Origin of the sequence: Pseudonocardia autotrophica (genome assembly GCF_003945385.1) — a bacterium.
Lineage (GTDB): Bacteria > Actinomycetota > Actinomycetes > Mycobacteriales > Pseudonocardiaceae > Pseudonocardia > Pseudonocardia autotrophica.
Genome location: NZ_AP018920.1, coordinates 4,410,078 through 4,421,808, shown reverse-complemented (window position 1 = coordinate 4,421,808; position 11,731 = coordinate 4,410,078). Strand labels below are relative to the sequence as shown.

The following is an 11,731-nucleotide window of genomic DNA, read 5'->3' as shown; positions in this document are numbered from 1 at the left end:
GCGCCTCAGCCCTTCGATCGCAGGACGAGCAGGGAACGAGCGGGCAGGGTCAGTACCGAGCCCGCGGAGACCGGATCGAGATCGGCTCCGCCGTGACCGGCGCCGGCCGGCGGATGGACCTCGCCCGAGTGGGTGTCGACGACGGTCTCCCAGGCCGGGCCGAACTCGGCCGGCGGCAGCGTCGCGTCGATGTCCTCCCAGTAGGAGTTGAAGCAGAGCAGGAACGAGTCGTCGGTGATCCGCTGCCCGCGCTGGTCGACGTCGGCGATCTGCTCGCCGTTGAGGAAGACGACCACGGCGCGGCCGAGCTCGTTGTCCCAGTCCTCCTCGCGCATCTCCCGCCCGGCCGGGGTGAACCAGCCGATGTCGGCGATCTCGTCGTCGGCCGAGGAGCGGCCGATCGGCTTGCCTGCGAAGAAGCGGCGGCGCCGGAACACCGGGTGCGCGTGCCGCAGCGCGGTGACCCCGGAGACGAAGGTGACCAGGTCGTCGTGCTTGTCGCCGAGCTCCCAGTCCTGCCAGGCGATCTCGTTGTCCTGGCAGTAGACGTTGTTGTTGCCGCCCTGGGTGCGGCCCAGCTCGTCGCCGTGCAGCAGCATCGGTGTGCCCTGCGAGAGCAGCAGGGTGGCCAGGAAGTTGCGCTGTTGCTGGGCGCGCAGTGCCCGGATCGCCTCGTCGTCGGTGGGGCCCTCGACGCCGCAGTTCCAGGAGCGGTTGTGGCTCTCGCCGTCGTTGCCGCCCTCGCCGTTGGCGTCGTTGTGCTTGTCGTTGTAGGAGACGAGATCGGCGAGGGTGAAGCCGTCGTGCGCGGTCACGAAGTTGATCGAGGCGTACGGCCGCCTGCCGTCGGCCTGGTACAGGTCCGAGCTGCCGGTGATCCGGGACGCGAACTCGCCGAGTGAGCCGGCCTCGCCGCGCCAGAAGTCGCGGACGGTGTCGCGGTACTTGCCGTTCCACTCGGTCCACAGCGGCGGGAAGTTACCGACCTGGTAGCCGCCGGGCCCGACGTCCCACGGCTCGGCGATCAGCTTGACCTGCGAGATCACCGGATCCTGCTGGACCAGGTCGAAGAACGTCGAGAGCCGGTCGACGTCGTAGAACTCGCGGGCCAGTGTGGAGGCGAGATCGAAACGGAACCCGTCGACGTGCATCTCGGTCACCCAGTACCGCAGCGAGTCCATGATCAGCTGCAGGGTGTGCGGGTTGCGCACGTTGAGCGAGTTCCCGGTGCCGGTGTAGTCCATGTAGTACCGGGCGTCGTCGGAGACCAGCCGGTAGTACGCGTGGTTGTCGATGCCGCGCATCGACAGCGTCGGGCCCATGTCCGAGCCCTCTGCGGTGTGGTTGTAGACGACGTCGAGGATCACCTCGATGCCCGCGTCGTGCAGGTCGCGCACCATCGCCTTGAACTCCGCGACCTGCGACCCGGACCGGATCGCGCCGGCCGAGTAGGCGTGGTGCGGGGCCAGGAAGCCGATGGTGTTGTAGCCCCAGTAGTTCGACAGGCCCTTCTCGGTGAGGTGGTGGTCCTGCACGAACTCGTGCACCGGCATCAGCTCGACGGCGGTGATCCCGAGCCGGCGGTAGTGCTCGATCATCGCCGGGTGCGCGACGCCGGAGTAGGTGCCGCGCAGCTCCTCCTCGACGTCGGGGTGCAGCGTGGTCAGCCCGCGGACGTGCGCCTCGTACACGACGGTCTCGTTGTACGGGATCTTCGGCGGGCGATCGGAGCCCCAGTCGAAGTAGGGGTTCACCACGACCGACTTCGGCACGTACGCCGCCGAGTCGGTGTCGTTGCGCGAGTCGGGATCGCCGAAGTTGTAGCCGAACACGGCCTCGTCCCAGTCGACCGGCCCGTCGAGGGCTTTGGCGTAGGGGTCGATGAGCAGCTTGTTCGGGTTGCAGCGCAGGCCCTGTGCCGGGTCGTACCGGCCGTGCACCCGGTAGCCGTAGCGGCGGCCGGGCTCGACGCCGGGCAGGTAGCCGTGCCAGACGAAGCCGTCCACCTCGCTCAGCCGCACCCGGGTCTCGATCAGCCCACCGGGTTCGTCCGGATCCGGATCGAACAGGCAGAGCTCGACGGCTTCGGCAACCTCGGAGAACAGGGCGAAGTTGGTACCGGTGCCGTCGTAGCTGGCGCCCAGCGGGTAGGCGTGCCCGGGCCAGGGCTGCATGCTGCGGTCCTTTCCTCGCGCCCGGCCGACGGCCGTGTGCGCGCTCAAACCTATCGGGGCGGGCAGCGTTGCCACAGGGACGCGGAGGTCACCCGGGACTGCGTGACGTGCACGTCATGCAGTGCGTGTCATGCAGTGCACGTCACAGCGCCGAGTGAGCGACCGGCTCCCGCTCAGTGTCCCAGGGTGGACGGACGGGACCGGGAGCCGGGCTCAGGAGTCGGCGAGCCGGGCGGGGAACCCGCCGGTCGCGACCGGGCTCCAGCGGGTCGGGGTGATCCGGATCAGCGCCTTGCCCTGGTCGATCATCGCCTGGCGGTAGGCGTCCCAGTCGGGGTGCTCGCCGGAGATCGACCGGAAATAGTCCACCAGCGGCTCCAGCGCGTCGGGCAGCGTGAGGAGCTCGGCATCGCCGTCGACCTGGACCCAGGCGTCGCCGAAGTCGTCGGACAGCACGATCACCGAGGCCGCGCCGCTCCGCCCGACGTTGGCGGACTTGGCCCGCTCCGGGTATGTGGAGATCACGATCCGGCCGTGCTCGTCGACGCCGCCGGTGACCGGGGAGCCCTGCACCCCGCCGTCGGCGCGGGAGGTCAGCAGCACCATGTGATGGCGGGGCCGGACGAACTCGAGCAGCTCGTCGAGTTCGACGCGGGTGGCGGTGGCGATGGTGCGCGGCATGCGCGCCAGCGTATGACCGTCACACGGTCGCCGCCCGGCGTACTAGGGTCCGGACACGTGAGCAGCGTCTTCACCAGGATCATCGACGGTGACCTCCCCGGCCGCTTCGTCTACTCCGACGACCGGTGCGTGGCCTTCCTCTCGATCAACCCGCTCGGCCCGGGGCACACCCTGGTCGTCCCGCGTGCCGAGGTCGACCGGTGGGTGGACGCCGACGTGGAGCTGACCGCACACCTCACCCGGGTCGCGCACGCCGTCGGTGGCGCGGTGCGCGACATCTGGGCCCCGCCGCGGGTGGGGCTCCTGGTGGCCGGATTCGAGGTCCCGCACCTGCACGTGCACGTGTTCCCGGCCTGGGACATGGCTGCGTTCGACTTCGCGAACGCCGCCGCGACTGTGGACGCCGCCGAGCAGGACGGCCACGCCGACGCGCTGCGCGGCGCGCTGCGCGCCGCCGGCCACGGCGATCACGTCCCGGCCTGATCCGGGGCGGCGCAGGTGCAGCTCATCCTGGTCCGGCACGCCCTCCCGCAGCGGGTCGAGCACGGTGACGGCACGTTCGCCGATCCCGGGCTGACCCCGGAGGGACACGCCCAGGCCCGACGCCTGGTCGCGGCCCTGGACGGCGAGCCGGTCGACGCGCTCTACACCAGCACGATGCGTCGCGCGGTGCAGACGGCGGCGCCGCTCGCGACGGCCCGCGGGCTCACCTCGACCACCCGCGCCGACCTGCGGGAGTTCGACGCCGAACGGACCGAGTACGTCCCGATCGCGCAGCTGGCCGAGGCGGATCCGGAGTCCTGGGAGCGGATGCGCAACGGATACCTGCCGGGGCACGTCGACGCCGACGCGTTCCTGGGCCGGGTCCGGTCCGGGATCGAGGAGATCGTCGCGTCGCATCCCGGCCGCGCGACCGCCGTGGTCGTGGCGCACGCGGGGGTGGTGAACGCCTACCTGGCGGCTGTGCTGGGGACCGATCGGACACTGCCGTTCCCGCTCGACTACGTCGGCGTGACCCGGGTCGTCTGTGCCCGGGACGGACTGCGCAAGGCCCGCACGGTCAACGACATCTCGCACGTCAGGGACCTGGTGTGAGCCCGGGGTGATCGGGTGCGGCCCGGCCGGTTCCGGCGACCGTCCGGCGACGGAGGGGGGTACGTTCGTCCGGCGGCGGGCCCATTCGGACAACCGGATGCGTCCGGTTGTTGCCGTTCGTCGCCGTCCTGCTGCCGTCCGTCGGTACGCATACGCGCTGACCTGACGTTTCGGATCGGTGTACCTACGCTCGACGAGAATCCCGGTGGCCGTTTCCGAGTCCGGCGACATCTGAGTAGGCTCGATCGGCGGATGCCCCCGCCGGACCTCCTCACGGCGCGTCGAAGGGACCGGATGGCAGTGACCGGCAGTGGGGGGAGCGCGGCTTCCGGGCGCCCTCACGGTGCCGGGCCGCCCACGACCGGCAGCCCGTTCCGGGTCCGCGACTTCCGGGCACTGTGGTCGGCGGAGATGCTCTCGGCCGCCGGCGACCAGGTCGCGCGGGTCGCGCTCACCGTGCTGGTGCTGGAACGGACCGGCTCGGTGGCCTGGTCCGCGACGTTCTACGCGCTGACCTTCCTGCCGGCACTCGCCGGGGGCCTGCTCCTGGGGCAGCTCGCCGACCGGTTCCCGCGCCGGCTGGTGATGGTGGCGACCGATCTGGTCCGGGCCGGACTGGTCGGGGTGATGGCGCTGCCCGGGCTCCCGCTGCCGGTGCTGTGCGCGCTGCTCGTCGTCGTCGTGCTGCTCGGCGGCCCGCACAACGTGGCCCGCTCGGCGGTGCTCCCGGACCTGCTCGGGGGCGGGCTGCTGGCGCGCGGAATCGCGCTGCGCCAGGTCTCGGTGCAGGTGGCGCAGGTCGTCGGGTTCGGCGGGGGCGGGCTGCTGGTGGCCCTGCTGGCGCCGTCCGGTGCGCTGCTGGTCGACGCGGCCACCTTCGGTCTCTCCGCCGCTGTCGTCGGGTTCGGGATGCGCTCGCGCTGGGCGGTCCGGCGGGCCGACGTCGCCGGTGATCCCGGGGCCCGGGGGGCCGAGCCGGGAACGTGGCTGCAGGGCACCCGGTCCGGGCTGTCGCTGGTGTTCCGGCATCCGCGCCGCCGCTACCTGGTCCTGATCGCCTGGCTGCTCGGGATCTACGTGCTGCCCGAGGCGCTCGCCGCGGCCTACGCCATGGCGATCGGAGCCGGGCCGGTGGCGACCGGGTTGCTGATGGCGGCGGATCCCGCGGGCAGCGCGGTGGGCGCACTGCTGTTCGCCTTCGTACTCCCGGCGCGCTTCCGGGAGCGGTGGATCGTGCCGCTGGCCGTGGGCGCGGCGATCCCGCTGGCCCTCACGCCGCTCGCGCCGGGTCTCTGGCCCGCGGTGGGGCTGTGGGCGGTCTCCGGCGCATGCGCGACGGCATGCCTGGTGCAGGCCCAGGCCGGATTCGCCCGCGAGACACCGACCGCGGTGCGTGGCCGGGCCACCGGCGTTGCCGCGTCGGGTCTGGTCGGCAGCCAGGGAGTAGCGGTGCTGCTCGGTGGGCTGCTCGCCCAGTGGACCGAGCCGGCCACCGCGCTGGGTGTCGTGGGTGTGGTCGGGGTCGTCCTGGCGCTCGGGGCGCGCAGGATGGTCGGGGGCTCACCACCGGTTGTCGCGGGAGCTGCCGGGTGACCCCGCGGGAACGGGGTCCCGGCACCCCCGGGATTCGATGCCGATCGGTCGGTTCTCACCAGCCACGGTTGCGCATCACGTCACCTCCTGTATGTCAGGTGCCCGATCCGGTCACGGTGTGCGATCAACTGGTCACCAGTGTACCCGTTCGGGTGACATCGCCAAGGGGAAGCGATCGTGCTGTCTCGGTTCAGCTGTGGCGGGAGTCACGGACCGGGGTGAGTCGATGACCCGCGCGCGACGGAGCGCCTACCGGTGCCCGACCCTGGACCTGCCCAGGCCGATGGTCCTGGTGCTGTTCACGGTCGAGCTGCTCACCGTGGGGCTGGTCGCCGGTGGTCTCGCCGCACTGCCCGCCGACCGCTCGACCGGTCTCGCCCTGCTCGGCGCGATCGGCCTGGTGGCACTCGGGGTGGTGCACACCGAGCTCGCCACCGGCATCGAACGGGTCCGGCGGCGGGTGGCGCACGCGTCCTACTTCGATCTGTCCAGCGTCTGGACGTTCGCCGGCGCGCTGCTGTTCCCGCCGGGGGTGGCCGGTCTCGTGGTGATCGGCGTCTACAGCCACCTGTGGTGGCGGGTCTGGCGTCCCGCGGGCGCCGGCTTCTACCGGCACGTGTACACGACCTCCACCGTCGTACTCGCCGCGATCGCCGCGTCGACAGTGGTGGCACCGGACGGTCTGGCGACGGTCGCCGGTGCGGGCGGGCCGGGCAGCATGCTCCCCGCCGTGGGCCTGCTGCTGCTCGCGATGGCCGTCTACGTCGTGGTCAACCAGGTGCTGGTCGCGCTGGCGCTGGCACTGACGACCGGGCGCCGGTTCGCACTGCGCGGCGTGCTGGGGGAGTGGGACGACCACATCCTGGAGGGCGCGACGCTGTGCCTGGGCGTGCTGGCGGCGCTCGCCGCGCTCCGGCAGCCGCTGCTGATCCTGCTGGTGCTCCCGCCGCTGCTGGTGCTGCACCGCGCCGTGCTGATCCGTCAGCTCGAGGAACGCGCCAACACCGACGCCAAGACCGGCCTGCTCACCGCGGCGGCCTGGCGGGGGCAGGCACATCGTGGTCTGGCCCGCGGCCGCCGGCACCGCGACGCCGTCGCCGTGCTGATCCTCGACCTGGACCACTTCAAGTCGGTGAACGACTGCTACGGGCACCTCGCGGGCGACGAGGTGCTCACCGCGGTCGCCCGGACGCTGACCGCCCAGGTCCGCGAGGTGGATCCGGTCGGCAGGTTCGGCGGCGAGGAGTTCGTGGTGCTGCTGGCCGGGCTCCCGCACGGGCAGGAGGGCCGCACACTGGCGCACGCCGCGGCCGAGCGGATCCGGCGGGCCGTGCGTGGCCTCGCCGTGCGGGTGGACCAGCCCGGGGGGCCGCTGACCATCGCCGATCTCTCGGTCTCGGTGGGTGTCGCCATCACCGGCCAGGACGGCGAGTCGCTCGAGGAGCTCATGCAGGTCGCCGACTATGCGCTCTACGCCGCGAAGCGGGCCGGACGCAACCGGGTGCGGCTGGGGCGCTCGGAGGGCGAACCCGGCTCGGAGGCCTAGCCGGTCTGCTCGGAGGCCTCGCCGGTCTGCTCGGGGATCTCCGGACGCGGGAACTGGTGCCTGCCGATCCGCACCGCGTCCCGTCCGGCCCGCTTCGCGGCGTAGAGCGCCGAGTCGGCGACCTCGAGCAGTGCCGTGGTCCCGGTGCCGTCGGCCGGGAACAGGGCTCCGCCGATCGACACGGTGATGCCCAGCCCGTCGCGGCCCGGGCGGGGCCCGCTGTTCGAGGCTCCGGTGCCGGGCCCGACACCCTCCTGCTGCCCGGACACCCGGGTTCGGAGCCGCTCGGCGATCTGCCGGACCTCGTCCTGCCCGTCGTGGCCGGAGAGCCGGGGGAGCAGCACCACGAACTCCTCGCCACCGAACCGCCCCACCAGGTCGTGGTCGCGCAGCTCCTCGCGCAGTACCTGTGCGGTGGCGGCGAGCACCTGGTCGCCGTAGAGGTGCCCGTGCGTGTCGTTGATCTCCTTGAAGTGGTCCAGGTCGAGGAGCAGCAGCGCGGCCTGCCGCCGCTCCCGCTCGGCGACCTGCAGCGCGTGGGCGCTCCGGACGCTCCACGCGGCATGATTGAGCAGTCCGGTCTTGGCGTCCAGGTCGGCCTTCTCCCGCAGGTGACGGACCTGGATCGTGCGGTGCAGGACGATGATCGGCGGCACCGCCAGCACCGCCGCGAGCGGGCCGACGGTGAGCAGCGCGACCGCGGTCAGCGCCCCCAGGCAGAGCGTGGCCAGCTCCAGCACCAGCTCGTCGCCACCGAAGAGGATCTGCAGGATGCGGGACTCGGGATTGACGATGGCGACCGCGCCGAGCACGAGGCAGGTGTTCACCACGGTGTAGACGAGCAGCGCCAGCACCAGCCCGAGAATCGGCGGTAGTCCCTCGTAGACGCCGCCCGGGCCGGTGGCGCCGACGATCGCCGAGGCGCCGTGCACCGCGACGATCACGGTGCTCGCGTTGTAGACCTCCCGGTAGGCCGGTCGGCGGTCGGGCAGTGGTACCGGCCGCAGCACCCGCCAGTACAGGTGGGTGTAGAGGACCACCACGACGACCGCCCCGAGTGCCGGCGGGAGCAGCAGCGCCGCGGCGAGCGTCCAGACCGACGTCAGGTTCACGTGATGGGTGTCGGCCGTGTAGCGCCGGATCCGCTCGATGCCGACCACGATCTCGGTGTGCAGCAACCCGGCCACCGTCAGGGTGAGCAGCAGCCCGAGGGTCGCCGGATCGAGATCGGGCCGTAGCACCAGGTCGCTGAGCGTCAGTGCGCCGGCCAGCAGCTCCACCGCGAGCATCGCGCCCAGCAGGCTCGACGGCACCCGCCAGACCTGCCAGCGGTCGATCCGGAACAACGGGGCAGGCGGCGAGGTCATGCCGCCCCCTCTCGTCGTGCCCGGGCCGAAACCGCCGTCGAGGCGGTAGAGCTCTCGATCGTAGCCGTCGACCGGTCGCGCGGAGTGGTCGAAGTCGCCTTTCGCACAGTGCCGTCCCAGCTCGGCCCGCACCCGTCGACTACTCTGCGTAATGATCAGTTTCGGATAGCGCGGAGCGGCTTCGCGCAATGGTGGTTGCCCGATTGTTTTGGATCATGATGAGGGTGATTCTGAACCCGCCGCCCATTTCTGCCCGGCTTCGCCGGCGGGTGTCCGTTCGGTGGACGGTCGCCAGGTCGGAGCCGGAAGTTTCGGTACGCGGGAGATGGATCAAGAAAGGGAGGGTGTCGTGCGCAACTGGGGTTTCTGAGTCCGCCCGGCGGATGTATCGAATGCGTTTCGTGGCTGATCGACGAGGTGAGGGGAGTTGTCATGCGTAACTGGGGATTCTGATCTTGCGAAACCGGACCCGCCGGTAACGGGATGCGGCGCGCCGGGCGGTGACCACCGCCCGGCGCGCGCCCGCGAGCCCGCTCGACGACCGCTCCGTAGAGTGTGGGCGTGAGTCGATGCCGGGGCGTCGTGGGCGGTTCCCCGCCTGCGGGAGGTCTCCGGCGGCGAGGAGGCAGTACGTGACGACGAACCGGGGGCTCACCGCGATCCGGCGCCCGGCCGACCTGCGTGGGCTCGGCACGGAGGAACTCACCTCGCTGGCGGCCGAGATCCGCGGCTTCCTGATCAAGGCGGTCTCGCGGACCGGCGGGCACCTGGGGCCGAACCTGGGTGTGGTCGAGCTGACGATCGCCCTGCACCGGGTCTTCGACTCGCCGCGCGACACCGTGATCTGGGACACCGGGCACCAGGCCTATGTGCACAAGCTGCTGACCGGCCGGCACGACGGCTGGGACCGGCTGAAGAAGACCGGCGGGCTGTCCGGGTACCCCAGCCGCGCCGAGTCCGAGCACGACCACGTGGAGTCCAGCCACGCGTCGTCGTCGCTGTCCTGGGCCGACGGCGTCGCCAGGGCGAACGAGCTCGCCGGACGGGACCGGCACGTCGTCGCGGTGATCGGGGACGGCGCGCTCACCGGCGGGATGGCCTGGGAGGCGCTGAACAACATCGCGGCCGGCAGCGACCGCAACGTGGTCGTCGTCGTCAACGACAACGGCCGCTCCTACTCACCGACCATCGGCGGGCTGGCCGATCGGCTGGCGTCGCTGCGGCTGCAGCCCGGCTACGAGCGGATCCTCGAGGCCGGGAAACGGACGGTCCAGGGCACCCCGGTCGTCGGGCCGGCGCTGTACGCGGGCCTGCACGCGATCAAAGCGGGCGTCAAGGACGCGGTCAGCCCGCAGGAGCTGTTCGGCGATCTCGGCCTGAAGTACTTCGGCCCGGTCGACGGCCACGACATCGCGCAGGTCGAGTCGGCGATGCGCCGGGCGAAGCGGTTCGGCGGCCCGGTGATCGTGCACGCGGTGACCCGCAAGGGCAACGGTTACCCGCCCGCCGAGAACGACGACGCCGAGCAGATGCACAGCCCGGCCGCTTTCGACCCGGCGACCGGGGAGCCCACCGGGACGCCCTCCACCGGCTGGACCGACATCTTCGCCGAGGAGGTCGTCGAGCTGGGTTCGCGCCGCAGCGATGTCGTCGCGATCACCGCCGCGATGCTCGGCCCGACCGGGCTGGCGCCCTTCGCCGCGGCCTTCCCTGACCGGCTGATCGACGTCGGGATCGCCGAGCAGCACGCGCTCACGACGGCGGCCGGATTGTCCCGGGCCGGGATGCACCCGGTCGTCGCGCTGTACTCGACCTTCCTCAACCGCGGGTTCGACCAGCTGCTGATGGACGTCGGCCTGCACTCCGAGCGGCTCACCCTGATGCTGGACCGCTCCGGTGTCACCGGCAGCGACGGGCCGTCGCACAACGGGATGTGGGACCTGTCGCTGCTCGGGATCGTCCCCGGCATGCGGGTCGCCGCACCCCGGGACGAGGAGACCCTGCGCGAGGAGTTCCGGGAGGCCGTCGCGGTCACCGACGGGCCGACCGCGCTGCGCTATCCGAAGGGGGCCGTGGTGTCGTCGGTGCCCGCCGTCCGGCGGCTCGACGGCCCGGCCGGCGTCGACGTGCTGCACGAGCCGTCCGACCGGCGCGCCCAGGTGCTGATGGTCTGTGTCGGTGCGTTCGGCACGCTGGGGGTGGCGGCCGCCGAGCGGCTCACCGACCAGGGGATCGACGTGACCGTGGTGGACCCGCGCTGGGTGCTGCCGGTCCCGCGCGAGCTGCTGACCCTGGCCGCGGACCACCAGCTGCTGGTCACGGTGTCCGACTGCGGCACGCACGGTGGCTTCGGCTCGGCCCTGTCCGACGCGCTGCGGGCCTCCGACATCGACGTCCGGCAGCGGGACCTGGCACTGCCCCAGGAGTACCTGGAGCACGGCAGCCGGGACGACGTGCTGGCCAGGACCGGTCTGACGGTGCAGGATGTCGCGCGGCGGGTCACCGAGTGGGCGGCCGCCTCCGCGCCGACGGTGCCGGAGCTGGACGCCCACCGGGCGGTCCGGGGGTCCTGAGATGCGTGTGATCGTGGTCGAGGACGAGCCCGCCATGGCCGATGCGGTCGCCCGCGGCCTGCGTCGGGACGGGATCGCGGTCGACGTCGCGTACGACGGCGACGAGGGCTCGGAGAAGCTGTCGGTGACCCGGTATGACGTCGCCGTGCTCGACCGGGACCTGCCCGGCCGCAGCGGTGACGAGCTGTGCGACGAGCTCGTCGCCGCCGGTGGCACCACCCGGGTTCTGATGCTCACCGCGTCGGGCACCCTCGCGGACAAGGTCGAGGGGCTCTCCCGCGGCGCCGACGACTACCTGGCCAAGCCGTTCGACTTCCCCGAGCTGGTCGCGCGGGTCCGCGCACTGGGCCGCCGGGCCACCCCGGCCCTGCCGCCGACGCTGGCCGCCGGTGATCTCGTACTGGACCCGGCCCGGCGGATGGTCGTCCGGTCCGGGCGTCCGGTCGAGCTCACCCGCAAGGAGTTCGGCGTGCTGGAGGTGCTGCTCGCCGCCGGCGGTGCGGTCGTCTCGTCGGAGGAGCTGCTGGAGCGGGTCTGGGACGAGAACGCCGACCCGTTCACCACCACCGTGCGGGTCACCGTGATGACCCTGCGCAAGAAGATCGGCGAGCCGGCCCTGATCGAGACGGTGGTCGGCGCCGGGTACCGGGTGCCGGACGCCGCGTACACCGGCATCCCGCCCGGGTCGGCCGCGGGCTGAGC

The 11,731-nt window shown here is 72.2% G+C and carries 9 protein-coding genes; 6 read left to right on the top strand and 3 right to left on the bottom strand.

The annotated features are described in order from the left end of the window. Window positions 1–5 precede the first annotated feature (5 nt). Both glgX and Pdca_RS20685 read right to left on the bottom strand, forming a co-directional pair. The gene (glgX, locus tag Pdca_RS20690) at window positions 6–2,174 is read right to left on the bottom strand and encodes a glycogen debranching protein GlgX (protein WP_085913043.1); all 2,169 of its coding nucleotides are present in this window, start codon (window positions 2,172–2,174) and stop codon (window positions 6–8) included. 213 nt (window positions 2,175–2,387) lie between these two features. Next, on the bottom strand, window positions 2,388–2,855 hold the full coding sequence (locus Pdca_RS20685; protein ID WP_085913044.1) for a PPOX class F420-dependent oxidoreductase: 468 nt from the start codon (window positions 2,853–2,855) through the stop codon (window positions 2,388–2,390). A gap of 57 nt (window positions 2,856–2,912) precedes the next feature. Here Pdca_RS20685 and Pdca_RS20680 point away from each other — a divergent pair, with 57 nt between their 5' ends. The 4 genes from Pdca_RS20680 to Pdca_RS20665 all read left to right on the top strand — a co-directional run bounded on the left by Pdca_RS20680 (window position 2,913) and on the right by Pdca_RS20665 (window position 7,089). Continuing rightward, window positions 2,913–3,338, top strand: a complete 426-nt coding sequence (locus tag Pdca_RS20680; protein ID WP_085913045.1) for an HIT family protein — start codon at window positions 2,913–2,915, stop codon at window positions 3,336–3,338. A 15-nt stretch (window positions 3,339–3,353) separates the two neighbouring features. Then, a complete protein-coding gene (locus tag Pdca_RS20675) occupies window positions 3,354–3,950 on the top strand; it encodes a histidine phosphatase family protein (RefSeq protein ID WP_085913046.1) in 597 nt (198 codons plus the stop codon). A 252-nt stretch (window positions 3,951–4,202) separates the two neighbouring features. Continuing rightward, a complete protein-coding gene (locus Pdca_RS20670; RefSeq protein WP_085913047.1) occupies window positions 4,203–5,543 on the top strand; it encodes an MFS transporter in 1,341 nt (446 codons plus the stop codon). 226 nt (window positions 5,544–5,769) lie between these two features. After that, window positions 5,770–7,089: a GGDEF domain-containing protein gene (locus Pdca_RS20665; protein WP_125911495.1), complete on the top strand. Its 1,320-nt coding sequence runs from the start codon at window positions 5,770–5,772 to the stop codon at window positions 7,087–7,089. On the opposite strand, the gene Pdca_RS20660 is transcribed toward Pdca_RS20665, so the two are convergent. Further along, window positions 7,086–8,456 carry a GGDEF domain-containing protein gene (locus Pdca_RS20660; RefSeq protein ID WP_125911494.1) on the bottom strand — a complete coding sequence of 457 codons (1,371 nt, stop codon included), beginning with the start codon at window positions 8,454–8,456 and terminating at the stop codon, window positions 7,086–7,088. The two genes, Pdca_RS20665 and Pdca_RS20660, sit on opposite strands and share 4 nt — an antisense overlap. Window positions 8,457–9,088: 632 nt before the next feature. Between Pdca_RS20660 and dxs the strand changes: the two genes are divergently transcribed. Together dxs and Pdca_RS20650 are read left to right on the top strand one after the other, a co-directional pair. Then, window positions 9,089–11,029: a 1-deoxy-D-xylulose-5-phosphate synthase gene (gene dxs / locus Pdca_RS20655; protein ID WP_085913050.1), complete on the top strand. Its 1,941-nt coding sequence runs from the start codon at window positions 9,089–9,091 to the stop codon at window positions 11,027–11,029. A 1-nt stretch (window position 11,030) separates the two neighbouring features. Continuing rightward, on the top strand, window positions 11,031–11,729 hold the full coding sequence (locus tag Pdca_RS20650) for a response regulator transcription factor (RefSeq protein ID WP_085913051.1): 699 nt from the start codon (window positions 11,031–11,033) through the stop codon (window positions 11,727–11,729). Window positions 11,730–11,731: the final 2 nt, after the last annotated feature.

Coding starts and splice junctions, on each gene's coding strand:
- Pdca_RS20685 (WP_085913044.1), bottom strand. CDS start 2,855: ATGCCGCGCACCATCGCCACCGCCACCCGCGTCGAACTCGACGAGCTG.
- Pdca_RS20660 (WP_125911494.1), bottom strand. CDS start 8,456: ATGACCTCGCCGCCTGCCCCGTTGTTCCGGATCGACCGCTGGCAGGTC.
- Pdca_RS20670 (WP_085913047.1), top strand. CDS start 4,203: ATGCCCCCGCCGGACCTCCTCACGGCGCGTCGAAGGGACCGGATGGCA.
- Pdca_RS20665 (WP_125911495.1), top strand. CDS start 5,770: ATGACCCGCGCGCGACGGAGCGCCTACCGGTGCCCGACCCTGGACCTG.
- glgX (WP_085913043.1), bottom strand. CDS start 2,174: ATGCAGCCCTGGCCCGGGCACGCCTACCCGCTGGGCGCCAGCTACGAC.
- Pdca_RS20650 (WP_085913051.1), top strand. CDS start 11,031: ATGCGTGTGATCGTGGTCGAGGACGAGCCCGCCATGGCCGATGCGGTC.